Source organism: Clostridium sp. DL-VIII, assembly GCF_000230835.1.
Classification (GTDB): domain Bacteria; phylum Bacillota; class Clostridia; order Clostridiales; family Clostridiaceae; genus Clostridium.
Genome location: NZ_CM001240.1, coordinates 1,731,084 through 1,756,230, shown reverse-complemented (window position 1 = coordinate 1,756,230; position 25,147 = coordinate 1,731,084). Strand labels below are relative to the sequence as shown.

Annotated in this window: 24 protein-coding genes and 1 riboswitch; of the genes, 8 read left to right on the top strand and 16 right to left on the bottom strand. The window is 29.1% G+C overall.

The features are described from left to right. Window positions 1–150: 150 nt before the first annotated feature. Complete coding sequence (locus CDLVIII_RS08030; protein ID WP_009168945.1) at window positions 151–651, bottom strand: gamma carbonic anhydrase family protein; 501 nt, start codon at window positions 649–651, stop codon at window positions 151–153. 175 nt (window positions 652–826) lie between these two features. Here CDLVIII_RS08030 and CDLVIII_RS08025 point away from each other — a divergent pair, with 175 nt between their 5' ends. After that, on the top strand, window positions 827–1,831 hold the full coding sequence (locus tag CDLVIII_RS08025; RefSeq protein WP_009168944.1) for a hypothetical protein: 1,005 nt from the start codon (window positions 827–829) through the stop codon (window positions 1,829–1,831). 112 nt (window positions 1,832–1,943) lie between these two features. Here CDLVIII_RS08025 and CDLVIII_RS08020 read toward each other — a convergent pair whose 3' ends face one another. Beyond that, on the bottom strand, window positions 1,944–2,264 hold the full coding sequence (locus CDLVIII_RS08020) for a hypothetical protein (RefSeq protein ID WP_009168943.1): 321 nt from the start codon (window positions 2,262–2,264) through the stop codon (window positions 1,944–1,946). Window positions 2,265–2,513: 249 nt separating this feature from the next. On the opposite strand from CDLVIII_RS08020, the gene CDLVIII_RS08015 reads away from it, so the two are divergent. The 3 genes from CDLVIII_RS08015 to CDLVIII_RS08005 all read left to right on the top strand — a co-directional run bounded on the left by CDLVIII_RS08015 (window position 2,514) and on the right by CDLVIII_RS08005 (window position 4,230). Further along, window positions 2,514–2,981 carry an Lrp/AsnC ligand binding domain-containing protein gene (locus CDLVIII_RS08015; protein ID WP_009168942.1) on the top strand — a complete coding sequence of 156 codons (468 nt, stop codon included), beginning with the start codon at window positions 2,514–2,516 and terminating at the stop codon, window positions 2,979–2,981. Between the two features lie 80 nt (window positions 2,982–3,061). Further along, on the top strand, window positions 3,062–3,259 hold the full coding sequence (locus CDLVIII_RS08010) for a DUF378 domain-containing protein (RefSeq protein WP_009168941.1): 198 nt from the start codon (window positions 3,062–3,064) through the stop codon (window positions 3,257–3,259). A gap of 194 nt (window positions 3,260–3,453) precedes the next feature. Beyond that, window positions 3,454–4,230, top strand: a complete 777-nt coding sequence (locus tag CDLVIII_RS08005) for a putative ABC transporter permease (RefSeq protein WP_009168940.1) — start codon at window positions 3,454–3,456, stop codon at window positions 4,228–4,230. A 45-nt stretch (window positions 4,231–4,275) separates the two neighbouring features. On the opposite strand, the gene CDLVIII_RS08000 is transcribed toward CDLVIII_RS08005, so the two are convergent. Then, entirely contained in the window at window positions 4,276–6,027 is a 1,752-nt protein-coding gene (locus tag CDLVIII_RS08000) for a phosphoenolpyruvate carboxykinase (protein ID WP_009168939.1), read from the bottom strand. A 409-nt stretch (window positions 6,028–6,436) separates the two neighbouring features. Here CDLVIII_RS08000 and CDLVIII_RS07995 point away from each other — a divergent pair, with 409 nt between their 5' ends. Then, complete coding sequence (locus tag CDLVIII_RS07995) at window positions 6,437–7,327, top strand: ComEC/Rec2 family competence protein (RefSeq protein WP_009168938.1); 891 nt, start codon at window positions 6,437–6,439, stop codon at window positions 7,325–7,327. A 186-nt stretch (window positions 7,328–7,513) separates the two neighbouring features. On the opposite strand, the gene CDLVIII_RS07990 is transcribed toward CDLVIII_RS07995, so the two are convergent. The 7 genes from CDLVIII_RS07990 to CDLVIII_RS07960 all read right to left on the bottom strand — a co-directional run bounded on the left by CDLVIII_RS07990 (window position 7,514) and on the right by CDLVIII_RS07960 (window position 15,143). Continuing rightward, entirely contained in the window at window positions 7,514–8,275 is a 762-nt protein-coding gene (locus tag CDLVIII_RS07990; protein WP_009168937.1) for a ribonuclease H-like domain-containing protein, read from the bottom strand. A 14-nt stretch (window positions 8,276–8,289) separates the two neighbouring features. Then, window positions 8,290–9,018, bottom strand: a complete 729-nt coding sequence (locus CDLVIII_RS07985; RefSeq protein WP_009168936.1) for an HAD-IB family hydrolase — start codon at window positions 9,016–9,018, stop codon at window positions 8,290–8,292. A 280-nt stretch (window positions 9,019–9,298) separates the two neighbouring features. Continuing rightward, window positions 9,299–9,835: a nitroreductase family protein gene (locus tag CDLVIII_RS07980; RefSeq protein ID WP_009168935.1), complete on the bottom strand. Its 537-nt coding sequence runs from the start codon at window positions 9,833–9,835 to the stop codon at window positions 9,299–9,301. 108 nt (window positions 9,836–9,943) lie between these two features. Further along, window positions 9,944–11,635, bottom strand: a complete 1,692-nt coding sequence (gene argS / locus CDLVIII_RS07975) for an arginine--tRNA ligase (protein ID WP_009168934.1) — start codon at window positions 11,633–11,635, stop codon at window positions 9,944–9,946. 499 nt (window positions 11,636–12,134) lie between these two features. Beyond that, window positions 12,135–12,794, bottom strand: a complete 660-nt coding sequence (locus CDLVIII_RS07970) for a site-2 protease family protein (RefSeq protein ID WP_009168933.1) — start codon at window positions 12,792–12,794, stop codon at window positions 12,135–12,137. Between the two features lie 277 nt (window positions 12,795–13,071). Then, window positions 13,072–14,100, bottom strand: coding sequence for a hypothetical protein (locus CDLVIII_RS07965; RefSeq protein ID WP_009168932.1), 1,029 nt, complete (start codon window positions 14,098–14,100; stop codon window positions 13,072–13,074). A gap of 14 nt (window positions 14,101–14,114) precedes the next feature. Next, window positions 14,115–15,143, bottom strand: coding sequence for a phosphodiester glycosidase family protein (locus CDLVIII_RS07960; RefSeq protein ID WP_009168931.1), 1,029 nt, complete (start codon window positions 15,141–15,143; stop codon window positions 14,115–14,117). A gap of 364 nt (window positions 15,144–15,507) precedes the next feature. On the opposite strand from CDLVIII_RS07960, the gene CDLVIII_RS07955 reads away from it, so the two are divergent. Next, entirely contained in the window at window positions 15,508–16,479 is a 972-nt protein-coding gene (locus CDLVIII_RS07955; protein WP_009168930.1) for a biotin--[acetyl-CoA-carboxylase] ligase, read from the top strand. Between the two features lie 135 nt (window positions 16,480–16,614). Here the strand turns inward: CDLVIII_RS07955 and CDLVIII_RS07950 are convergent, their stop codons facing one another. Next, window positions 16,615–17,571 (bottom strand): L-lactate dehydrogenase, encoded by a 957-nt coding sequence (locus CDLVIII_RS07950; protein WP_009168929.1) that lies wholly within the window; start codon window positions 17,569–17,571, stop codon window positions 16,615–16,617. A 258-nt stretch (window positions 17,572–17,829) separates the two neighbouring features. On the opposite strand from CDLVIII_RS07950, the gene CDLVIII_RS07945 reads away from it, so the two are divergent. Together CDLVIII_RS07945 and CDLVIII_RS07940 are read left to right on the top strand one after the other, a co-directional pair. Then, window positions 17,830–18,441 carry a 3'-5' exonuclease gene (locus CDLVIII_RS07945; RefSeq protein WP_009168928.1) on the top strand — a complete coding sequence of 204 codons (612 nt, stop codon included), beginning with the start codon at window positions 17,830–17,832 and terminating at the stop codon, window positions 18,439–18,441. A 173-nt stretch (window positions 18,442–18,614) separates the two neighbouring features. After that, a complete protein-coding gene (locus tag CDLVIII_RS07940; RefSeq protein WP_009168927.1) occupies window positions 18,615–18,776 on the top strand; it encodes a rubredoxin in 162 nt (53 codons plus the stop codon). A 217-nt stretch (window positions 18,777–18,993) separates the two neighbouring features. Here CDLVIII_RS07940 and pflA read toward each other — a convergent pair whose 3' ends face one another. From pflA to CDLVIII_RS07915, 5 genes are all read right to left on the bottom strand, one after another. Beyond that, window positions 18,994–19,701, bottom strand: a complete 708-nt coding sequence (pflA, locus tag CDLVIII_RS07935; RefSeq protein WP_009168926.1) for a pyruvate formate-lyase-activating protein — start codon at window positions 19,699–19,701, stop codon at window positions 18,994–18,996. A gap of 322 nt (window positions 19,702–20,023) precedes the next feature. Next, complete coding sequence (gene pflB / locus CDLVIII_RS07930; RefSeq protein ID WP_009168925.1) at window positions 20,024–22,252, bottom strand: formate C-acetyltransferase; 2,229 nt, start codon at window positions 22,250–22,252, stop codon at window positions 20,024–20,026. Between the two features lie 63 nt (window positions 22,253–22,315). After that, window positions 22,316–22,415, bottom strand: a riboswitch (ZMP/ZTP riboswitch). A gap of 312 nt (window positions 22,416–22,727) precedes the next feature. Next, window positions 22,728–23,489, bottom strand: coding sequence for a 5'/3'-nucleotidase SurE (gene surE / locus CDLVIII_RS07925; RefSeq protein ID WP_009168924.1), 762 nt, complete (start codon window positions 23,487–23,489; stop codon window positions 22,728–22,730). 49 nt (window positions 23,490–23,538) lie between these two features. Further along, window positions 23,539–24,213: an orotate phosphoribosyltransferase gene (gene pyrE / locus CDLVIII_RS07920; protein ID WP_009168923.1), complete on the bottom strand. Its 675-nt coding sequence runs from the start codon at window positions 24,211–24,213 to the stop codon at window positions 23,539–23,541. A 27-nt stretch (window positions 24,214–24,240) separates the two neighbouring features. Continuing rightward, window positions 24,241–25,137, bottom strand: a complete 897-nt coding sequence (locus CDLVIII_RS07915) for a dihydroorotate dehydrogenase (protein WP_009168922.1) — start codon at window positions 25,135–25,137, stop codon at window positions 24,241–24,243. Window positions 25,138–25,147 lie beyond the last annotated feature (10 nt).

Genomic DNA, 25,147 nt, shown 5'->3' with positions numbered 1-25,147 from the left:
TCATTTCCTCCATTAATCTAAATGACTTTCGTCTGCATTATATTTGTTTTTATCTTTTAATCTAAAATTATATTTGTTTGTTATCTTTTTAACCTTAAAGAAAATATTTTATATTAATTTTCTTATTTAAGCAAATATACTTGTTTTGTTCTATTTATACTCTTTACTTGCTTTTAAATAAATTAGACATGCTTTTTTATTTTCTTCAATTTCTTCTTCCGTTAATTTTCTTACTACTTTTGCAGGATTTCCAAAAATTAACACTCCGTCTTCAAATTCTTTATTTTGAGTTACTAGGCTTCCCGCTCCTATAATTGTATTATTACCAATTTTAGCACCATTTAATATTATTGCTCCCATTCCAACCAGCACATTATTCTTAATATTACAGCCATGTATTATAGCGCCATGTCCTATAGTACATCCATCTCCAATGATTACATTATTCCCCTCATCAGCATGTATCACACAATTATCTTGAATATTTGTATTCTCACCAACTACTATAGGTGCCTCATCCCCTCTTAATACAGCTCCAAACCATATGCTTGCATTCTTTTTAATGGTTACATCTCCTATGACCACTGATGTTTCTGATATGTACAAGTTATTATCCAAATTTGGCTCTTTATTTTTATATCTCTTTATCATTGCTACCACTCCATTATATACATGAAAAAATAATGTATAATTATATTACACCGATCAATTATTTTTTATCGTACTATAAATCCTAAAGTTATTTTAACATTACATTGAGTTGTTGTCATTATTTTAACCTCTTACCTAATAATATATAATATAATAATTTTTAGAGGTTTTATTATTGGGTAAAAGAAAATCCCTTAACGATAAGCTTGACATTGATGAATTAAATTTTTACTATGGCATTCCTCATGCTCATTGTGGTTTTTCTACTGGACAAGGTACTCCTATTGAAGCTTTTGATTATGCAAGGCATAATGGACTTGATTTCTTAATCTTAACAGATCACAATAATTATCTAACTAAGAATATACGTTTAAAAGGAAATGAGTTAAGTAAATGGGATACAGCTAAATATTTAGCTGCACGTTATAATAAAAGACATGAAAATTTTTTAGCTGTAATAGGTTTTGAGAGTAAGACTAGCCCCTTTGGAGATATTAATATCGTAAACTCAAATAGATTTTTCACAGGAACTGTAAATAATCTGCAATTGTTGATTCTTTGGATGCTTAACAATCCTAATGCATTCATTTCAATTAACCATCCACATAAAACAATTGCATATTTAGAACATAATCCTATCTTAAACAAACTAATAACTTCAATAGAGGTCGGAAATGGTTCCTACCCAAACAAATACTTAAGATATGAAAAATATTATTATCATTTACTTGACAGCAATTGGAAGCTTGGTGCAATAAATGGCCAAGATAATCACAGGCTAAATTTTGGTGATGATGAAAACCTAACCTGTATAATCACAGAAGAGTTATCAACAGCTTCTCTAATTAATGCTTTTAGGAATCGTCACACGTATTCAACTGAATCGAAAACTTTAACTATGTACTTTACAATAAATAACAGCTTCATGGGTGATATAATTCCACTTGAAGATGAAACTCTTCAATTCACAATATTTGCAAGCGATACAGCTCATAAAATATTAGAAATTCATATCATCTCTGCTCAAGGAACAGTAATAAAAAAAGTATCTAATTTAAACCTAAATAAAGTAAAGTATCTATATAATCACGAGCCTCTTGGAACTGAACTTTGGTATGTAATTAAAATACTATTAGATAACAATAAAATTGCCATAAGTTCCCCTATCTTTAGAAACTAGAAGTCTTTATATCCTGTAACATAAGTTACGCCTATAATCTCTTCTACGTTCATAAAAATAACAAGTCAAAGATTTTTCATTTGACTTGTTATTTTAAATCAATATGTTTAATTTATTTGTTTTTCTTAACTCTATTAGGTTTAGCTTTTGGCTTAATTGTTATTTGTTTCCCCTTCTTCTTAGGTCCGCCAGTTTGTATTATATCCATGTACCATAAGAAAAATAAAACTGTTAAAATTGATAGTCCAGTTGAAACATATATATTGGTTGTTCCTATAAGTATTTGAATTATTAGAAATGCTGCTGCTATTGCTAAAGGAATCCACTTATTTATACGTACTTTGTTAAATATATATTTTCTGCACACTATATTAGCTCCCAATATAACAGCAAGCATTAATACAAATAAAATAACTGTAGTTAAAATATTCATCTATCCACATATCCTCCTATAAAAATGTCTATATGGTTAATAATAATTTATATGTAAACTATTATCAAGCACTCATTTTGCTCTATAATAATTATATTAGTATAGAGCCGTATTTAAATTCAATAAATTTTATTAAAATATCAATATTATATTTTTTTTTTTTACAATTTTATAGTTTTATCTTTAATTTCTCCTTCAAATTTGATAAAATAAAAAAAGTACATTATAAGAATATTATGAGGTGATATAATGAATTTAATCTCAAACAACCATTTAGATGAATTAGATTTACAGATACTAGACTTATTAATAAAAGATTGTAGAACTCCATATTTAGAAATTGCAAGAATATGCCATGTAAGTGGCGGTACTATACACGTAAGAATGAAAAAGATGGAAGACTTAGGTATAATAAAAGGTTCAAGGATAATTTTAAATCTTCCTAAGTTAGGTTATGATGTTTGTTGTTTTGTTGGAATATATGTTGATCAAACCTCTTCTTTCAATTCTGTCTTTGATCAAATGGCAACTATAAAAGAGGTCGTAGAATTACATCTAACTACTGGTGATTATTCTATGTTTGCTAAAGTAGTCTGCAGCAATATTTCAGACTTGCAAGATGTTCTGCTTAATAAGATAAATAACATTGCTGGAATACAAAGAACAGATACCTTTGTTTCTTTATCTCAACCTATAGATAGAAATATAACACTATAAAAATTTTATTGAATTTATAGAATAAAAATATCTTTTTGTATACATACTACCTATATATTATAAATAAGGAGTGTTCATATATGAAACTTTTAGATACTATTGTACTTATATTAGTAATTATAGGTGGTATAAACTGGGGTTTAGTTGGACTTTTCCAATTTAATTTAGTAGATTCAATTTTTGGAACCTTATCTCTACTATCTAGAATAATTTATTCTTTAGTTGGAATCGCCAGTATATATTCTATTTCTTTCTTTATGAAAGAAAGGGCTCATTAGTTATTAATAATGTTTAATACATTCTAAATATTATTTACATTAAAAATTCCTTTAACATACAGAGAATCTTTCATTAAGGATTTCTTAAATATGTTATAAGGAATTTTTAATTTTAAATTAATATTTTTTGTGCACAATTTGATATATAATATAATAAACTATAAATACTTATTATTTTTTACTGGGAGGTAGGCATGTATTTGAGCACGATGCATAATTTAAATTTTAATTTAAATTTTAATTTTTATAATTTAATATATTTCTTTACATTTTATTCTTTTGCTGGCTGGTGTCTCGAAGTTATATATTATTTTAAAATTGAACATAGATTTGTCAATCGTGGATTTCTATACGGTCCATTTTGCCCAATATATGGTTTTGGTGTCTTATTTCTCATAACTTTTCTTAATGGCTATAAAAATAATATATTTACATTATTTTTCCTAGCTGCCTTTTTCACATCAGTTTTAGAGTATATCACGGGATATGTGTTAGAAAAAACATTCAAAACTAAATGGTGGGATTATACTGAGGATCCACTAAATTTACATGGAAGAGTCTGTGTGCCATATTCTTTACTTTGGGGAATTGGAGAAGTCGTAATAATTAAAATAATACATCCGGTCGTTAATAGGATTGTTAATCACATTCATATAGCATTTAGCGATATACTGATTTCAATAATTTTAGTTTATTTTATTATTGATCTTTGTTTTACATTGGCTTCTTTAATAGAATTCGAAAAATTATCCTATTGTTTTCAATTTGCACCGGTTAACTTTTTATTAGACAAACCCAGCATATTATTTAGTTTCACAAAAGAAAAAGCTATAGATAAAATGAGAACCTTTGAATCTATTTTTAATAAATTTAAATTCAATATAAATAATAAGTATTTAAGAAGAAATCTTTCTTCTAAGCAATTAACTGGTATATTAAAATCTTTGAAAGATAAATTAAAAAAGGATTAAGATTTCCATTATCTTAATCCTTTTTTTCATTCAATTATATAAATTCTATTTTAGTTTCTTTATTTCATCAAATAGTTCTATTGCTGCATTTCTTGGTCCTTCTTTTTCTTGGCCCTTTACCCCTAAGCAGGTTCTTATCTGTCCAACTTTAACTTGCTCTGTTTCAAACATAATATCGAAATACTTATCAATAAGTATATTAGTCTCATCCTGCTTTTGTGCCGGTCCAAATGGATTTGCAAAAAATGATTCTACAAGTCCCTCTTCAGTAGTTGTTCCTTTTGCCATTCTTGCTCCAGCTTTAAACACCTTTATTGCTTCCTCTGGTGTCTTAAAATAATTCAGGTATTTCTCTCCTTCTCCTGCCCCCTCATAATTATTGGCATAGAAAAAGAAATCTACTGGATAACCTTTTGTTATCTCCTTATATGATGCCACTGGAACAACCAATCTTGCATTGACTTTATCAGGATTCATAAATATGCTCCTATCCATTTCTTTAAATGCATATCCCTGATCTAAATCATCTAGTCTGACAAAAGCACCAATTTCAGTTCCATATCCTTTTATAATACCATCTTCTATTTTAAAGGTACCCATATCATCAAAAATAATTGTCATATCAGAAATATAATCTTCACTTAAACTCCTAAATGCCTCCAAACTTTCTGATTTACCTGCACCGCTATCTCCCATAATAACAACATTAGCCTCGTTTCCACTCTTTAGCACAATATTAACCATAGAACCATGTATTGGAAGAAATTCTCTCTTAATCATGATTAAATTATATAAAGTTAATGTCATCTTTTTAAGGTATCCAAAATAATCAATTTTTTCTGAATGACTTACATATCCAAGCATTATATCATTTTTAACATCATCAAAAAATACTGTCTTTAATTCATCATCTTCATCTTTAGCTCCATATACATAGATAATATCTGGTTTTCTTCCTCTTGTTTCTTCACTTCTTGCCATTTCAAACAAATTACATAAAGTTATACCATGTTCCATAAAATCTCTGTGGAAATAAATAAAAGTAAGTAATCCTCCTATTTTAGCTGGATAACAGAACCAATGCTCTTTGTTTATTTGAGCATATTTCAATGGATTATACTTTATCTCAGTAAACATACCATCTCTGGTATTTTTCTTTGGATAAGTTATAAATGGTGTTTCTAAAAGAATATGATCTATAAATGGAATCTCTTCTAATGCTTCATAACCATTCGGCCTTACCCATTCCATCTCATGAATCATAATACAAGCATTTCCGCCTGCTGGTATTTGTCTATAAACCTTTGGTTGATATCCTACAACATTTTCTTCAATCTTTCTATATAATTGCAATATAAGAGTAGAAAAATTTGCATTTGCTTCTGTGAAACCTGCTGCTGCAAGACCTTGCTGCACCCTATATCTATGAACTATAGTATATCTTTCAAGTCTTCTCCAGAATAAATAGAAATCTTCTATGAATACAATGAATTTATCTGGATCCTCCAATAATTTTGAGTATGCTGCATTAACTTCCATAACTTCTTTAGTACTCATAACTGTTAAATATTTTATTACTACTGTTAAATCTTTTCTAATATCTATAAGGCTATCTGTATCTAATGAATTATTTAAGTATCTATAAGCTATAGAATTTTTCTTTTTAGCTCTTCGTAAATAAACCTCTAAAATTCGTCTAAATCCATCACTTTCTAATATAGCTTCAAAATTATTACAATACTTTGCTGTGAAGTTAATCATAACTTTATCATTGCTCATGGAAAATTCTTTTTTCATATCATTGCCCCCCATATGAATTTTTCTAAACTAAAATATTGCATATTTTTCTTTAAATATTGCACATTGAAATAATTATATCACACTTTTTGCAATATTCAACCTTACTTTTCTTCATTTTTAAAATTTATACATCAAGTAAAAATGTATTTGATATAAATTTTTATATTTATTTTCCCTGAATAATATATATATTTAAATTTTCAAAATTATATAAACACAAGTATTCAAGCAACAATAAGTGAATATTTTAGTCTATTTTTTTCGTTTTGTTCGTGTTTAATATGTATACTATTTATTGTTAAATATAAAAAATATTAAGAAATAAATTATTTTTATTTCCATATTATACCTAAAATGATACAATAATTATAAAAAATTATATACTCAAGGAGAACTTTTTAATTTTATGAATCTAAAAACTAAAATAAAGAAAAATAAATTGCTCATTTTTTTATCTATATTACTGCTTTCTAGCATTATTGCAGGTTATAATTTCCATGCAGGAAATTTCAATAAATATAACAAAATAGATTCTAAAACAATGCTGGTACATTTCATAGACGTTGGTCAAGGAGATTCTATACTTGTTCAAATAAACAATAAAAATTTGTTAATAGACTCAGGACCTAAATCCGATAAAAAGAAGTTTAATAGATATTTATCTTCCTTAAATTTAGATAAATTAGACTACGTAATAGCAACTCATCCCCATGAAGATCATATCGGCAATATGACTGATGTAATAAAAAATTATGATATATTAAAATTTTATGCACCTAAAGTTCAATCTACAACAAAAACCTTTGAAGAAATGGTAGAAGCTTTAAAAGATAAAAATTTAAAAATAAATGTAATAAAAAAGGATACCGACTCCATCGATCTGGGTCCAAATACACAAGTTACAGTATTCTCTCCTTGCAGAGATTCCTACGAAGATTTAAACAACTATTCACCAGTTATAAAGATCCAATATGGCAATACCTCTTTTCTATTTACAGGGGATGCTCAAAAAGATGTAGAAAAAGAAATTTTAGATAATAATGGTGATATTAGTGCTGATGTGCTCAAAGTTGGCCACCATGGTTCATCGACATCTACCAGTAGTGATTTTTTAAACAAAGTCAATCCATCGATTGCAGTAATTTCTGTAGGTAAAGATAATATTTATAATCATCCAAATAAAGATACTCTAAAACTTCTGAGTATACATAATATAAAAACTTATAGAACTGATACAGATGGTACCGTGTTAATTTCCTCCGATGGCTCTAAAATAACAGTAGCTAATAAAAAGTAAAAGAATTTCATTCATTGAAATAATATTAAGCAGCAATCAAATAAAGGTTGGAAATCTTCATTTAGATCTCCAACCTTGTCATATAAACATATTAATTTTTAAAGCTCACACTAAAACATTAACAACTTCTAACTTATTCATTATTTTATATTAATTTCTCATTATTTTCTACTAAACAATTAATACTTAATTCAAATCATTATCTATTTGATCTTCTTTTTCTACAGATTCCTCTGAATCATCTAATTCTTCTTCTAATTCTTCCTCTAGCTCTTCCTCAAATTCTTCAGGCTCTATATTCTCTTCAAACATATATTTTTTCCAATTAACATAAATATAATATAAGTTTATGACATCCTGCTCATTATAAAGAAGTATTTTTTCTATCTTTTCTTCTGGCATTCTTTTAAAGTAATTTTTATCTTTCATAACCTTATGAAAGGTTTTTGCTAAATTAGAACCGCTGATTACTTCTCCTTCTCTTACAATATCAAAAACTTTTTCTAATTTCTTAAGTCCTATTGATAATTTCTTATTTTTTTCATATTCTTTTTGAATATCAATCGAATCAAATTCCTCATCAAAATCATAATATATTCCATTTTCTTTGAATAAATAGTTAATGACTGTGAAATCATTATTACCTGAAAAAGTGATTATTGCCTTTTTTCCTTTTTGTTTCATTCTCATAAAATAGTCTTTGGCAAGATATAGTATATTCGTTGCCTCATCTCTATCTTCAATCATATATTGAGTAACTAGGATATTGTTTTTTTTCTTATCATATTCACACGCTCCAAATACTCCAATGCATTTGGGCTTTTTATAAACATAATGCTCAAGATCAAAGAAAATAATTTCTTCTGGATTATATTCCTTATCCTGAGACTTCATCATAAACTCGTCCATATACTCCTCTACTTTTACCTTGTTTTCACGAATAATCACAGTATCACTCTTTCCTATAAGAATTGTATATCTTCAATATCCAAGTTATATATTACATCCTTTCTTTCAACCACAACATTTACATTCTTTATAAGTTCTCTGTCTTTTAATACTTTTTGCAATAGTTCTTTGGTTGGATTCATACAATAGGGATGTTTTACACTCTTAAACATGGTATAATCTCCTGCTGTATCTCCGTATGCATAACTTTCATTTAAATCTATATCATATCTTTTAACAAAATCATTTATTGCTTTTTCTTTACTTTTACTATCCCACATGGGAATAACATCCCCTGTATATATATTATCCTTATCTATAGTATATTTTGCACCTATGTAATCTGTAAACTTATATTTTTTTGCCATTTCACCTACAAGTTCTGAAGGTGATCCTGATATTATTATTAAAGTGTGATTATTAACCTGGTGCCATTTTATTCTATCTCTCGTAAAAGTATATACTCTATCACCTTTTTGTTCTACAACTTTTTTTGCTATATACTCCATTTGATGCTTTTCTAAGCCCTTAATAGACTCAACATATATATCTATCATCTTTAATAGATAATTATCATAATCTCCCTGCCTTTTGTCCCATTTCATGAAATATGGCCTCAAATCATTATACCATCTTTCGGATCCGATAATCTCATATTTGACCATTTTTTTAAATACTTCAGTAATCAAACCTTCTCTGTACAAAGTACCATCTAAATCAAAAAAAGCACCTATATTTGACATTATCTCACATCCTTTTTTTACTTATTTCATTATACTTTATTTTTTCAATTCAGAAAAGCTTAAGTAAGGTGCAAATATTTATGCAGTATAAAATAAACAGATCGCACCTCATATATATTTTTCAGAAAGCTATAAGCTTTTCTTATTTAAATTATTAACTGTTAATCGTTAATTAGCCTAAATTAGTTTTCTCACCTGTAAAAATTATATATTTTACTGAATGCTAATAAAACACTATCAATTTTACCTTCATTGATAGTGTTTTTTAAATTCTTAGTACTTATTCTATAAAAGTTGAAATTTCATTTATATTTTTTCTTACCTTATTCCTTATATTATCATCTTTTGGGTAACCTATAGCTATTACTAATTTAATTCTTTTTAGTTTGCTGATATTTAAAAGTTTTTTTAATTCTTTTTCATTAAACCATCCTAAAATGCAGGTCCCTAATTCCTGTGCTGCTGCTGCAAGGCATATATGTTCCGTTGCTATTCCAATATCAACAGATCTATAATCCTGCTGCTTTATTAAAGCTCCTGCACGTGAAGTTAAATTTCCGCTCTCCTCTACAACTACAATAAATGCTGAACACTCACTAGTAAATTTATTCATAATCTTATCCTGAAGGCAAAGAGCTACTTTTGCAGCTAACTCTTTGTTATTTACTACTGTAAAATGCCATGGCTGGCTATTGCATGCAGATGGTGATATTCTTGCTGCTTCAATACACTTAATTAATTTTTCTTTTTCAACATATTTATCTAGATATTTTCTGCAGCTCTGCCGCTTATTAATCAACTCAAAAAATTCTTCCATAAAAACTCTCCTACTAATATTTTTACTATCTTATAGTATTTATTATACTTGGTGAAAATATAATTTTATAGCTAATTATATACACCTCAAACAAATAAAGTATAGCTTTTACATTTCTTCCACTATATCAATCCCAAGCAAATCCAAACCATTCTTTATAACTTGTAATGTTGCTTTTACTAAATTTAATCTCGCTGCTTTTAACTTTTCATCTTCTAAATTCAGTACTGAATGAGCATTATAGAATTTGTTAAAAGTCTTTGAAACTTCTACTATATATCTTGTTAATATTGATGGTTCCAATTTATCTAATGCTAAGACTATCACATCATTAAATCCTGCTATAAGCTTAACCAATTCAAATTCTTCTTTTGAACATAATTTACTGTAGCTTGGAGTTTCAGTACATTTGTTTCCTTTATTTAATATGCTATTCCCTCTAGCATATGAATATTGAACATACGGACCAGTTTCTCCATCGAAAGATAATATTTCTTTCCAATCAAAAACTATATCTTTATCCCTTGAATTTTTAAGATACATAAACTTTACTGCTCCAACACCTATTTTCTTTGCAGCCTCCTCTTTATTATTAAGATTTGGATTCTTTTCATTTATTATTTCTATTGTCTTAGTAACAGCTTCACGAAGTAAATCATCAAGCAAGATAACTGATCCATTCCTTGTTGAAAGTTTTCTATCTGCAAATTTAACCAATCCAAATCCTACATGCACACAGTCTTTAGCCCATTCATGACCTGCAAGCTCTAGCACCTTAAATACTTGTTTAAAATGTAGAGCTTGTGGATTTCCAACTACATAAATACATTTGTAAAAATCATAAGTTTTCTTTCTATATATAGCTGCTGCCAAATCTCTTGTTGCATATATTGATGCACCATCCCCTTTAAGCACTATACATGGAGGCATATTATATTCTTCTAACATAACAACTTGAGCACCATTACTTTCTACAAGAAGGCCTTTTTTCTTTAATTCCTTCACTGGAATATCCATCTTATCATTGTAAAATGCCTCACCTGCTAGAGAATCAAATTTAATTCCTAAAATATCATATATTCTTTCAAATTCTTTTAGGCTTAATTCTCTAAATTTATTCCAAAGAGTTATTGCTTTTTCATCACCATTTTCCAAAGCTTTAAAATTAGCTCTTGCCTCTTCTTCAAGAGTTGTATCTTTCTCAGCTTCTTCATGAAATTTAACGTATATTCTTAAAAGTTCATCAATTGGATTCTTATTTAGTGCCTCTTCATCTACCCATCTATCATAAGCTGATATCTGTTTTCCAAATTGTGTTCCCCAATCACCTAAATGATTTATTCCAACTACATTGTATCCTTCTTTCTTAAACATCTTATATAAAGAATTACCTATAACTGTAGTAGATAAATGTCCTACATGAAAGGGTTTAGCTATATTAGGAGAAGAATATTCAACGCATACCGTCTTTCCTTTCCCAGCATCCGAGGCTCCAAACTCATCACCTTCATTTAAGACTTTGCTAATTATATTCTCTGCAAGTATTCCCTTGTTAACAAAAAAGTTAAGATATGGTCCTAAGTTTTCAATTTTTTCAAAGCCTTCTGGCAAAATTAAATCTTTAAGTTCTTTTGCTATAACATTAGGAGCTTTCTTCATGACTTTTGATAACTGAAAACAAGGGAAAGCATAATCTCCCATTTCTGATTTTGGCGGTATTTCAATTAAATTTTTGATGTCTTCAATCTCTAATTCCACCTGAGTTTTTATTAATTCTGCAATCTTATTTTTATAATTCATAAATACCCTCCTCATTTTTTAATCTTAGATAGAATCACACTTTTCAATAAAATTACAACAAAAAATCCGTCTCTTTAAACAAAGAGACGGATTAATCCGCGGTACCACTCTAATTATATTTTATATAGATAAAATATCTCTCGTAATTTTTAACGCAATCTTCACTGCGATCGACCCTACTACTTAATATTAAAATGATTAATCTCCACTTACAAAGTGCTAAGAAAGCCATTTTCATATATTCATTTCAGGTGATTTCTCCAAGGCTCTCTTCATTTAATCTATCCATAGAGCTTACACCAAATCTCTATTCGCTGAAGCATCATAATCAAAACAGAAGGTTAATCTTCCACTATATTTCTCATGTGCTTAAAGGAATCAATCAAACTACTTTCCTCTTCATAGAATTTTTTAATATAAATTATTATACATTGTATAATTTATGTGAAATTTTGTCAATATATATTTATACTATAACTTTTTAGGTACTTACGCATCCTTAGAAGATATTAACTACCATACGCATAAGTTTTAACAATGCATTTACAATAATACTTTGAGGAATTGAAAGTATTCTCCCTCCAAAATATAAAATAAATAGCATTATAATAATTTGATATTGATAAAAACTTTGCTCATATCTATAAAAAGTTTTTGGGCTTAGATTTCTTAAAATGCTAAAACCATCTAAAGGTGGTATAGGCAATAAATTAAATAAACCTAGTCCAACATTAACAGTAATTGCAGCACCTATCATCTGCCCTAATACGTTATATAGTGCGTTTGGTATAATTCCATATCCAAGTTTCATATAAATTCCTAATACTATAGCCATTATTATAGCTATTAAGAAATTAGTAATCGGCCCAGCTAAACTTACCTTTAAATCATCACTACGATAATTCTTGTATGCTGAAGGGTTAACCTGCACTGGCTTTGCCCAGCCAAATCCAAAAATTATAATCATAATAAATCCCATTGGATCAATATGCGAGCTTGGGTTTAAAGTTAATCTTCCTTGAAATCTTGGTGTTTTATCACCTAATCTATCAGCTATAAATGCATGGGCAAATTCATGAAATGTAAAACCGATAATAATACCAGGAATTATTATAAGTTTATCAAATATTACATTGCTCATATTAAATATTGAATTCATATTTTTCTCCTTCTCTTATATCTTCCGATTATACTTACGACATTATCAAAAAAATAATAATAGATCACCCCACCTGCTTATTTTCTTTCATATGCCTAACATAAAACTCAATTGTTTATTTCAATCATCATATCACAAAAAACTAGATGTCACAACTTTGAATTCATTTCACGAATTAATTTTAACTTAAGATGACCACTATATTCCTGAAAATAACTATAAAGAGTATTCAAGTTCAATATTACATTAAACTCGAATACTCTTCACTATACAGATTCTATTTCAAATTTTTATAAACTAATTTTCCGCTATTATCTACAGTAGCTATGAAATCTTCTTTAATTTGAATAAGCTTTCCTTCATATTCAACTTCATTTCCTGTAGTTAAGTTCTTAACGCTTCCTTTAAGATTATCATTAATCAAGATTTCACTATTATTATTAAAATATACGTCAGCAGCATTTGCAACTGAATCAAGCGTAACCTTCTTCCACGTCGAAGTATCATCATCAACCTTACCATATGTTATACTTGCTATCTTATCGCCATTAAGTTCTCCCATATATACTACATCATTTCTATCAATTCCTAAAAGAGTTAATTTTTTATTGGAATTAAAATTTAACTGCTTATTAGGTGAAGTAACATAAAACGTTCCTTTTATCTTATCCGCATATATCAACCTATCTACATGTGGGATAACTTGTATATTACCTAAAATATAAGTCTTAAGACTAACTTGCTGCATATCATTATTTCTATCTATTCTATAAACAACATCCTTTGATCCGCCTTTATCTATATCTACATAATATACTCCAGTAAAAACAGATGCACTTATTTTTTTAACTTTCATATTTTCCTGATATGAACATACTTCCTTAACAAGAGTTTCTGAAGAATTAACCGCATTATATGTTATAATTTCAATCTTGGATTCCTTATCTTTTTCTATTTTCTCTGCTATTACTAATATATCCCTCTCTGGAAGCCAGTCATAATAAAGGATAGTACCTTTATCTTCTGTTGTAACCTGGTTACTCTTTCCAGTTTTAGCATCTTCAATGTATAAGGTATCGCCTTCCTTATAACTTAAATATTTTCCATTATATGATACACTAATATTTTCAGCTGTACTTGAAATAGTTCCTTTAATATCCTTTGTATTATCCTTTTTTAAATCTAACATGGTACTTTTAAATTCTGATGTATGCTTAAATACAACGTTATTTAAAAAGTATAAAACACCAACTTGTAGTATTATAGATAGCATTGCCCATGCAATTATCTTTTTAAACATCTTCATAACCTGCCCCCACCTTATTTCACAATAATTGCTGTTGCAATAGTTCTTTCACCCATGCTATTTGATGGCTTATTTACAATATCACCATCATAATACATTGTTGTTGATTTACCACCATCTAAATTAATAGCATTAACCGCACCCAGTTGATACATAATTTCTTGTACTTCTTTTACCGTAGCACCAAAACTTCCTATTTCTCTACCATCTATAACCATGAGAATTATTGCTCCATCTTTTCTTTGTCCTATTGCAGTCTTAGGAGCAATTCCAAATCCACCATCCCCATTTATTGTAAGCATTTTACCACCAATAATAAGAGCCGGTGTAAAACTTACAGCTTCTTGAACCCCTTGTTCCTTAAGCTCATTTACTGTATAATCCCCTACCATCATTTTTCCTTCTTTAGTTATACCTAGACATGTTGTTTCTTTACCTTCTAAATCATCATTTACAACTTGTCCATCTGTCATAACCACACCTGTTGGTAACCCACCATTTCCAGTCCATGATTGTGTTGAAGATTGATCTACGAATCCTCCTCCATTAATAGCTGCAATAGCACCATTCTCTTCAGCGATTTGAGATGTTGTTTCTCCTTCTACTCCTGGCTTTGAAGTAACTCCAATCTTAACTCTGGTTGGATCTTTTACAATCATATAATAACCATTATATTTTGAATTACCTTCAATTGTATGTATTTCTATTGTATCATCCTTGACCTTTGGAATTTCTATTTGAGATAGATCAGTTTTTTCTCCATTTGTTTCAACTGAATTCTGTCCCTGAATTTCTGCTATTTTTTCATCAGACATAAACCATTTAACCAAAAACTGATGACTCATTGAAGTCATTGCAGCTCCAACATATGTAGACTTTGCATTTTCAAATGGTCCATATAAAATCATAAAAGGAAATGTACACGCTGAAAAAAATAATTCAAATGCAAAAAATATAACTAATGTTTTAGTTGAAAATCTTCTTATCTTTTTCTTTCCTTTTTTCGTCTTTAATTTACTTGTTCTATTTTTTTTTGTATCCATTTTATTCCCTCTCTAAAAATGCCTTTTTATTCTTTGGAATATTATAATAAAATCAAATATATAACTAATTTATGTAATAGACTATGCTGCTTATATTTAATATAACATTAAAAGTAAATTCTCTTCATCTTTCAGGTTTTTCCACACATACATTTTAAAAGAAAAACAGGTAAAAAAATCTAAAATTCCATAGTCTCATACACTTTTTATTTGCATTTATAAAAATCACACCAGCTTTTATTATATATTATTTTGATTTATATTACAATAACTTCATTATTCCAGCATTTTGTTCTATACAAACTTAAATTTTGTCTTTTAATTCTTTCATTATGTTATAATTATTTTCAGGAGGTACTCGCGTATGGAAGATAAAATTTTAAATGAATTAAAAAATGCCACTGATTATATTTCTGGTGAATATCTTAGTTCGACTCTAAATGTTTCAAGAACCGCTATATGGAAGCACATAAAAAATTTAAAGTTAAAAGGATATATAATTGAAGGAATTTCAAATAAAGGCTACAAATTAATATCTTCTCCTGATTTGTTAGATAAAAATGAAATTTTATCATTAATAAAAACAAGTACAATAGGGCGAAATATACTTTATTTTGATGAAATAGATTCCACAAATGTTAAAGCTAAAGAACTTGCTCAAAAAAACATTGAAGATGGGAGCATAATAATTGCTGAAAAGCAGACTCTTGGGAGCGGCCGTTTTAACAGAAAATGGATTTCTCCAAATGGCGGATTATGGTTTACTCTTGTTTTAAAACCAAAACTCCCCCCTAATGAGGCTCCTAAAATAACTCAAATTGCCGCTGCTTCTATATATACAACTTTAAAGGATTTCAATATTAATGTAAATATAAAATGGCCAAATGATATCATTCTCAATGGAAAGAAACTTTGTGGAATATTAGCAGAAATGAAATGTGATATGGATACTGTTCATTATCTCGTTTTAGGAATAGGAATGAATGTAAACATAAATGAAAATGATTTTGATGAAATTACAAAACCTATTGCAACTTCTTTAAAAATTGAATTTAATAAAGACTTTAAAAGAAGCGAAATACTCGCCAGTTTTTTAAATAATTTTGAAAAACTTTACTGCAAATTTGTAAATGATCTTGATCTTAGTGAAACAATATCAATTTGTAGAAGTCATTCTAATATTTTTGGTAAAAAAGCTAAATTACTTACATATAATAATGAAGAAATTGTTACTTGTGTTTCTCTATCTGATTCAGGTGATCTTATTGTCAAAGATAGTGCTGGAAAAGAAAAAGCAGTTCTTACTGGTGAGATAAGCTTTAAAGGAATTGATTAAGATAAATGAAGAAAACCCTTTAGGCTTTTAAAAAATATATATTTCAGAAATTCAACCAAAAACTAAAAAAGTTCTGCTACCCAAATACTAGATTTAGGTAGTAGAACTTTCTATTCGAGCTTTATATTTAACTTATCACTTGTCACTCATAACCTTTTGTATATTCTCTTTTAATACTTTAGCAGATTCCTTCAATTTCTTTAATTCCACTTCATCCTTTAATATTGGATTAACAATTCGTACGGCTCCAGTGCTATTTAAAATAGTCGGTACTGCTAAATAAACATCATCTATTCCATATTCCCCTTGCATTAAACAAGATACTGTTAAAATTGTGTTTTCATCTCTTAATATAGCTTCTACAATTCTATTGACTGCTAATGCTACTGCAAAATAGGTTGCATTTTTTCTACTTATTATTTCATAAGCAGCATTTTTAACATCACTTTCAATTACTGCTTTAACATCATCATTCCATTCTAGATTGAATTTTTTAGCATATTCCTCAAAACTCTCTCCTGCTATACTTGATGTGCTCCAGCTTACAACTTCACTATCACCGTGCTCTCCTAAAACATATGCATGAATATTATTATTATTTACATTAAAATATTTTCCAATAACATATTTCAATCTAGAAGTATCAAGCACAGTACCTGATGCAATAACTCTTTCTTTAGGGAATCCTGATAACTTATAAGTTATATAAGCTAATACATCACAAGGATTTGATACCACTAATAAAATTGCATTTGGACTTGCAGCTGCTATTTGTGGAATAAATCCCTTAAATATCTTATAATTTTTTTCAATTAAATCTAATCTAGTCTCACCCTCTTTTTGAGCGGCTCCTGCTGTAATTACTACTATATCAGAATCTTTAGTTTCGTCTATATTTCCAGCATAGATATTAACTGGTTTTACAAAGGATGTACCATGGACTAAATCCATAACTTCTCCCATTGCTTTATCCATATTTATATCAAACAAACATATTTCAGTAGCTATCCCACTATTCATTAATGCATATGCAGTTGTTGCCCCTACAAATCCTGCTCCTATAACTGATATCTTACGTCTTCTTTCTATCATTTTCTCTTCCTCCTCAATTTCACGCTATAGTATATTATTTGAAATAATAAATTAATTATTTATTATTTCAAATTTCCTGTAATAGAATTTTTTTAATATATTGTCAAATAATAATCATTATTAATTATAACTCATTTGAATTTTTTCGTAAATACTATATAATTAAGTTTAACAACTTAATAACGAATATATTTATTATTGCATTTAATAAAATTACTTTTATTAAATGCCTTATTCACAAAATGGAGGTACACTTTAATGAAATTATTATTTTTTGATACTGAAACTACCAGCATAAAGCCAGGCAGTATATGTCAGCTGAGTTATATAACAGTTGATGCCAGTGCAAAACCTCAAGTAACTACTGGAAAAAATTTCTTCTTCACAGTTGAAGAAATGGATCCTTCCGCTGAAGAAATTCATGGTTTCTCATTAGAAAAACTTTATGATTTGTCTAATGGACAATATTTTGAAGATTTAGTTCCAGAATTTCTTGATGATTTTATAAATGCTGATTTTTTAATAGGACATAATGTGAATTTTGATATTAGATTTTTAAAACATGAGCTCTCATCTTTAGGGGAAGATTTCACTCCTAAAAATGTCTTCTGCACTATGGCTTATTATCGTGATATATGTAAAATTCCAAAAGCTAATGGAGAAATTAAGAACCCTAAATTATCCGAGGTAATAGATTGGCTTAATATATCAAGCACTCAAATTGCTGAAACGTCTGAAAAGCTATTTGAAGGCAGCGGAAATTATCATGATGCCAGATTTGATACAGCTGCAACTTATTTAACTGTTATAGAAGGCTTAAAGAAAGGATATTTTCCGAAAGGCTACTTTAGTAAGCTTCTTAATAAATAATAATTATCCAAATTAATATTCTTTATCATTAACACCTTAATAAAACAAACATATAATATATTATAATTTAGAACTTTGTTATTCATGGTTTTAACACTCTTAACTTTAAATCATAAAATCTTTTTGATTAAGTTTTGTTTCAATCTTGTTTAAATTATAAATGAGGTGATAAAATGAAAAAATATGTTTGTGAAGTATGTGGATATATTTATGACCCTGAACTTGGAGATCCTGATGGTGGAATTGATCCACACGTAGATTTTGAAAATTTGCCAGATTATTGGGTATGTCCTATCTGTTCTTTCAACAAAGATAATTTTTCAGTTCTTGAATAACTATGGTATTTGCATATATTATATTAAGCAATTTTAATTCTATGGTTATACTTAAAACTAAAAATTGATAATTTAACTATAGTTATAATCTATACTAGAGTCTAATAAGGCACAATCAAATAAATAACAAGTCCATTTGCCTTGGACCTGTTATTTATTTTCATGCACCTAAAAAAGACTATAAGAACTCAGATCAGCGTTCCTATAGTCTATTTTTTTATTTGAATATATCTTTTTGATATTTCTTTGTTAGTTCCTTATCCATAGCTTTTATACCTTCTAAAGGATATTTTATTCCAAGGCCTTCGTATTTATTTACTCCTAACATATGATACGGCAAAAGTTCAACTTTTTCAACATTAGGTATTGTATCTATAAATTCCTTAAGGCTTCTTAGATGCGTTTCTTCATCCGTTAATCCTGGAACTACAACATGTCTTATCCACATCTTAGTATTGTTTCTTTTCATTGCCTCTAGAAAATTTAATGATTCATCTATCTCCATAAGTGTAATGTTTTTATAACCTTCTCTTGTATAATGTTTTATATCAAACAATACTAGATCTGTATATTTTAATATTTCATCATAATTTCCAAATCCATATCCTGCTGTATCAATACATGTATGAATTCCTTTAATTTTACATAGCTTCAAAACTTCTAAAAGGAATTCAGGCTGCCTTAAAGGCTCTCCACCAGAGAATGTTACTCCTCCACCACTGCTTGCAAAATAAGTTTTAAATCTCTCAATTTTTTTAACTAATTCTTCAGGTGTATATTCTTCCCCACCACTACAAGCCCAGGTATCAGGATTATGGCAAAATTTACATCTTAATGCACAGCCTTGAAAGAATACTACAACCCTGATCCCAGGTCCATCTACAAGGCCCATTGTTTCTATTGAATGAATGTTTCCTCTTACCATTTAAATCCCACCTTTCATATATTTAATAAAACAAAAACCATACCTTATGGATAAGCTTCAATACGTGATACGTTGCGAATGACAAGTTTATGACATCCAACTTAATCATTTTACAGTTTAACCCTTTGAGGTATCCTGTGGATAATTAACAATTAGGAACTTAAGTCCTTAGCTAAATTAAAAGTTATTAGTTATACATTAAAAGATAAAATTAGGTATGAAAAGCCTGCTGGCTTTTCTAAAAAACTATAATTTCAGAAATCCCCCCCAAAGGGGGTTTCATCCTTAACTCTTAACTACTAACTCTTAACTTATAACTGAGCTAAATGCTTTCATGGAAGGTTCTGCTTATAACTTCAAGTTGTTGTTCTTTTGATAGCCTGCTGAAGTTAACTGCATATCCTGAAACTCTTATTGTAAGTGTTGGATATTTATCTGGATTTTCCATTGCATCAATAAGTGTTTGTCTGTTAAGAACATTAACATTCAAATGATGTGCTCCTTGAACAAAATATCCATCTAATATTGCAACTAAATTATTGATCTTTTGATCTTCATCTTTTCCAAGAGCATCTGGCACAATTGAGAATGTATTAGAAACTCCATCTTGGCAGATTTCATTATATGGTATCTTAGCTACTGAGTTTAGTGATGCTAACGCTCCATTTATATCTCTTCCATGCATTGGATTTGCTCCTGGTGCAAGTGGCTCACCCTTCTTTCTTCCATCTGGAGTTGTTCCTGTCTTCTTTCCATACATTACATTTGATGTAATTGTTAATGCTGATAGTGTATGTTTAGCATTTCTGTATAATGGATGCTTTTTAAGCTCGCCTGAGAATTTAGTTACTAATTCCACTCCTAAATCATCTGCTCTATCATCATCGTTTCCGTATTTAGGGAAATCGCCTTCTACTTCAAAGTCTACTGCTATTCCCTCTTCATTTCTGATTGGCTTAACCTTAGCATACTTAACTGCAGATAATGAATCTATAGCTACTGAAAGCCCAGCTATACCAAAAGCCATCAATCTTTCTACCATAGTATCATGTAAAGCCATTTGTCCTGCTTCATATGCATATTTGTCATGCATAAAGTGGATTATATTCATAGTATCCACATAAGTTTTTGCAACATACTCTAAAACCTTAAAATAATTTGCTTTAACTTTATTAAAATCAAGAATTTCATCAGTTATTCTTTCTATATCTGGTACTACCTTTATTCCTTTTAATTCATCTACTCCACCATTAATAGCATATAAAAGTGATTTAGCAACATTTGCTCTAGCTCCAAAGAACTGCATTTGCTTTCCAACCTTCATTGCTGATACACAGCAGGCTATAGCATAATCATCACCATACACTGGTCTCATAACCTCATCATTTTCATATTGAATAGAATCTGTCTTTATTGAAATTTCTGCACAATATTTCTTGAAACTTTCTGGCAATCTATCTGACCATAAAACTGTAAGGTTAGGTTCTGCTGATGTTCCAAGGTTAATTAATGTATGCAAATATCTAAACGAATTTTTAGTTACAAGAGGTTTACCATTTATGCCTACGCCACCAATTGATTCAGTTACCCATGTTGGGTCTCCTCCAAATAATTCGTTGTATTCTGGAGTTCTTAAATGTCTAACTAGTCTCAATTTAATTATTAATTGATCAACTATTTCCTGAGCTTCTTTTTCTGTTATTAATCCTGATTCTAAATCTCTTTCGATATAGATATCTAAAAATGTTGAAGTTCTTCCAAATGAAGTTGCTGCTCCATTATTTTCTTTAATTCCTGCTAAATACCCAAAATATAAATATTGAGCCGCTTCCTTAGCATTTGATGCTGGTTTAGATATATCAATTCCATATTTTGATGCCATTGATTTAATTTCACTTAAGGCTCTAATCTGCATAGATACCTCTTCTCTTTTTCTTACCAATTCATCCAGCATATCTCCATTAAGGTTATCTAAATCCTTTTTCTTTTCTTCTATTAAATAATCTATTCCATAAAGAGGTACTCTTCTGTAATCTCCTATTATTCTTCCTCTTCCATAAGCATCTGGAAGTCCTGTTAAAAGTCCTGCACTTCTTGCAGCTCTTATTTCTTTTGTATATGCATCAAAAACCCCTTCATTATGAGTCTTTCTATATCTTGAAAAATGTTTTTCAATATCTGGATCAAGCTCATATCCATATTCTTTTAATGAACTTTGAACCATTCTCATTCCACCAAATGGATTTACTATTCTCTTAAGAGGTGCATCTGTTTGAAGTCCAACTATAACTTCATTATCTTTATCTATATATCCTGCTTCATAGTTATCAATTCCTGACACTCTATCTGTAGCAACATCAATAATTCCCCTTTTAACTTCTTCAACTATTAAAGCATAAGCTTTCTCCCATACTTTACTTGTCTTTTCTGTTTTTCCTTCTAGAAAGCTAGAATCGCCTTCATACAATCTATAATTCTTTTGTATAAAATTTCTTACGTCAATTCCTTCTTGCCAAGTTCCTTCTTTAAATCCTTCCCATTGTTTAACCATTTTACATCCTCCCCATATTACTTTATATAATATTTTTCTACATGAAAAAGCCGACAATCCAGGCTTTCTCGCCCAGACGGTCGGCTTATTTTGGCATATAAAACAATATACCTCAGTCATACTTCATGTGGTAACTCCACTTCCGTCAGTCATATGACTACTATCTAATATAAGGATAATACTAACCCTTATATTTTGTCAACCGGAATAAATTACCACTCTGAATAAGCCGCCGCCTCATCAGTCAATTTTTAATTTATTAATTCATACCATTATTGTATACATTAATTTTCTCTTTGTCAATGATAATATTTATCATTTAGAAATCATTTTCACTTTTGCCGCAATTATGCTAATACTAAATAACATACATTAATTTTTATATAAACGTAAAAGTGATGATCAAAATCTAACATTTTGACCATCACTTTGTGCATTCTAGAACTATTAAATCTATTAATTTAATCATCGCAGTTTATTTTTCAAAAACGTCTTTAACCTCATCTAACAATTTAAAACTTGTAAAATCAAAATGAAGCGGCGTTAAAGTAACATATCCTTGTGATAAATAATATAAATCTGTTTCATCCTTTTCAATATCATTTCTAGTTCCTTTAATTTTATACGCTTTATCTTCAGCATTACTTTCTAAGAGGACATACTCATTTTTGTATGTTGTTTTCCCGATCTTGCAAACTTTAATTCCTTTTATATCTCCATTGCTTAAACTAGGTACATTGACATTTAAAACAATATCACTTTTAAAATATTTCTCTTTTGCTATATCTAGTACTTTCATAAGCCAAAATATAGCCTTTGAATAATCTTCTTCCCTATTCTCTTTTGATAAATCCATAGATACTGCAATTGATGGAATACTATAAATTGCTCCTTCTATAGCAGCTGAAACTGTACCTGAATATAAAATATCAATGCCTGCATTTAAGCCATAATTTACTCCTGATATTACTAAATCTATATCATCTTTTAAAAAAGCTATTCCTACTTGTGTACAATCAGCAGGTGTACCCGCTACACTATATGCTTTACAGTTTAATCCCTCAATAACTTCTTCTCTTATTTTTATAGGATGATGCAGAGATATAGAATGGCTTGAAGCACTTTTCTGTTCTCTAGGTGCAACGATTGTAATATTATGCGCCTTAGAAACTTCTTTTGCCAAAGAAATTATTCCAGGAGCATTAATTCCATCGTCATTTGTAATTAAAATATTCATAAGCCCTCCTAAAACTCTAAGTTTATGTGATAGCTAAAATGTAACACTTTTATTTTGCACCATATTGTTTATAGTATTCATCTATTCTTCCTTTAACTTCATCAGTTATAAGAATAGTTCCATTAATTTCTTTGTTATATAAATATTCTATTACTTCAGCCATTGTTACTATGGCACAAGTTTTAAATCCAAATTTTTCTCTAATTTCTACAAGTGCAGATTTTTCTCCCTGGCCTCTTTCCATCCTATCCACTGATATTATAAGTCCTTTAACATTAACATCTCCTGCACTTTTTAAGATAGGCATAGTTTCATAAATTGAAGTTCCCGCTGTTGTAACATCTTCAACTATCAACACCTTATCTCCATCATTCAATTTACTTCCTAAAAGAATTCCCTTGTCTCCGTGATCCTTTATTTCTTTTCTATTTGAACAATATCTAACATCAATATCAAACGAATCTGAAAGTGCTATAGCTGTAGTAACACTTAATGGAATTCCTTTATAAGCAGGTCCAAATAGTACATCATAATCGTCCTCAAAATTCTCTTTTATAGCCTCTGCATAAAATTCACCAAGCTTTTTTAATTGTTTTCCTGTTTGATAATTACCTGTATTAACAAAGAAAGGCGTCTTTCTTCCGCTCTTAGTAACAAAATCTCCAAATGTTAATACTCCGCATTCAATCATAAAATCAATAAATTCTCTCTTATATTCCTTCATCAAAACATCCTCCACTCATTAAATTGGTTAAATTATTCCTACAATTTCATTTATATCTTTAATCCCTTGTTCTTTTAAGAAAGCTTCCATTTCTTCAATTATTTCTTTTCCTGCCATAGGATTCACAAAGTTAATTGTTCCTATCTGCACTGCACTTGCTCCTGCCATCATAAATTCAATAGCATCTTTACCATTAGATATCCCCCCAAGTCCTATCACTGGAATATCTACTGCTTTTGATACTTCATAAACCATTCTAAGTGCAATTGGCTTTACTGCTGGCCCGGATAAACCTGCTGTTATATTATTAAATACTGGCTTTCTTTTATATACATCAATTGCCATTCCCTTTAATGTATTTATAAGCGAAATGGAATCTGCACCCGCTTCCTGACATTTTAAGGCCATATCAACTATATCTTCTGCATTTGGTGATAATTTAACCATCAATGGTTTCTTAACTATTGACTTGATTTCTTTAACAACCCCATATGCTACATCTGATTTTATTCCAAAGGCCATTCCTCCGTGCTTTACGTTTGGGCAGGATATATTGAGTTCAATCATATCCACATCTGTTTCATTAATTTTAGTTACAGCTTCAATATAATCCTCTAAACAGCCTCCGCCAATATTAGCTATAACATTAGTCCCAAGCTTTTTCATACTTAGAAGTTCATTATGTATAAATGCATCTATTCCTGGATTTTGAAGTCCAACTGAATTCATCATTCCTGATGGAGTTTCAAATACTCTAATTCCCTCATTGCCTTGTTTTGGATTTATTGTTAGACCCTTTGAAGATATTCCACCTAAAATTCCTACGTCATAAAAATCATTAAATTCTTCACCAAAACCAAAAGTTCCTGATGCAGCAATTACAGGATTTTTAAATTCTACTCCGTTAATATTTACCTTCAACAATTTAATTCCT

Bases quoted from the DNA above. Each gene is read 5' to 3' on its own strand.
- CDLVIII_RS07980 (WP_009168935.1), bottom strand. From the start codon at position 9,835: ATGGAAGAATTTTTTGAGTTGATTAATAAGCGGCAGAGCTGCAGAAAA.
- CDLVIII_RS08010 (WP_009168941.1), top strand. From the start codon at position 3,062: ATGAAACTTTTAGATACTATTGTACTTATATTAGTAATTATAGGTGGT.
- CDLVIII_RS07955 (WP_009168930.1), top strand. From the start codon at position 15,508: ATGGAAGATAAAATTTTAAATGAATTAAAAAATGCCACTGATTATATT.
- CDLVIII_RS08020 (WP_009168943.1), bottom strand. From the start codon at position 2,264: ATGAATATTTTAACTACAGTTATTTTATTTGTATTAATGCTTGCTGTT.
- argS (WP_009168934.1), bottom strand. From the start codon at position 11,635: ATGAATTATAAAAATAAGATTGCAGAATTAATAAAAACTCAGGTGGAA.
- CDLVIII_RS08030 (WP_009168945.1), bottom strand. From the start codon at position 651: ATGATAAAGAGATATAAAAATAAAGAGCCAAATTTGGATAATAACTTG.
- CDLVIII_RS07960 (WP_009168931.1), bottom strand. From the start codon at position 15,143: ATGGATACAAAAAAAAATAGAACAAGTAAATTAAAGACGAAAAAAGGA.
- CDLVIII_RS07995 (WP_009168938.1), top strand. From the start codon at position 6,437: ATGAATCTAAAAACTAAAATAAAGAAAAATAAATTGCTCATTTTTTTA.
- CDLVIII_RS08005 (WP_009168940.1), top strand. From the start codon at position 3,454: ATGTATTTGAGCACGATGCATAATTTAAATTTTAATTTAAATTTTAAT.
- CDLVIII_RS07965 (WP_009168932.1), bottom strand. From the start codon at position 14,100: ATGAAGATGTTTAAAAAGATAATTGCATGGGCAATGCTATCTATAATA.
- CDLVIII_RS08000 (WP_009168939.1), bottom strand. From the start codon at position 6,027: ATGAAAAAAGAATTTTCCATGAGCAATGATAAAGTTATGATTAACTTC.
- CDLVIII_RS07945 (WP_009168928.1), top strand. From the start codon at position 17,830: ATGAAATTATTATTTTTTGATACTGAAACTACCAGCATAAAGCCAGGC.
- CDLVIII_RS07940 (WP_009168927.1), top strand. From the start codon at position 18,615: ATGAAAAAATATGTTTGTGAAGTATGTGGATATATTTATGACCCTGAA.
- CDLVIII_RS08015 (WP_009168942.1), top strand. From the start codon at position 2,514: ATGAATTTAATCTCAAACAACCATTTAGATGAATTAGATTTACAGATA.
- pflB (WP_009168925.1), bottom strand. From the start codon at position 22,252: ATGGTTAAACAATGGGAAGGATTTAAAGAAGGAACTTGGCAAGAAGGA.
- pflA (WP_009168926.1), bottom strand. From the start codon at position 19,701: ATGGTAAGAGGAAACATTCATTCAATAGAAACAATGGGCCTTGTAGAT.
- CDLVIII_RS07970 (WP_009168933.1), bottom strand. From the start codon at position 12,794: ATGAATTCAATATTTAATATGAGCAATGTAATATTTGATAAACTTATA.
- surE (WP_009168924.1), bottom strand. From the start codon at position 23,489: ATGAATATTTTAATTACAAATGACGATGGAATTAATGCTCCTGGAATA.
- CDLVIII_RS07985 (WP_009168936.1), bottom strand. From the start codon at position 9,018: ATGTCAAATATAGGTGCTTTTTTTGATTTAGATGGTACTTTGTACAGA.
- CDLVIII_RS07950 (WP_009168929.1), bottom strand. From the start codon at position 17,571: ATGATAGAAAGAAGACGTAAGATATCAGTTATAGGAGCAGGATTTGTA.
- pyrE (WP_009168923.1), bottom strand. From the start codon at position 24,213: ATGAAGGAATATAAGAGAGAATTTATTGATTTTATGATTGAATGCGGA.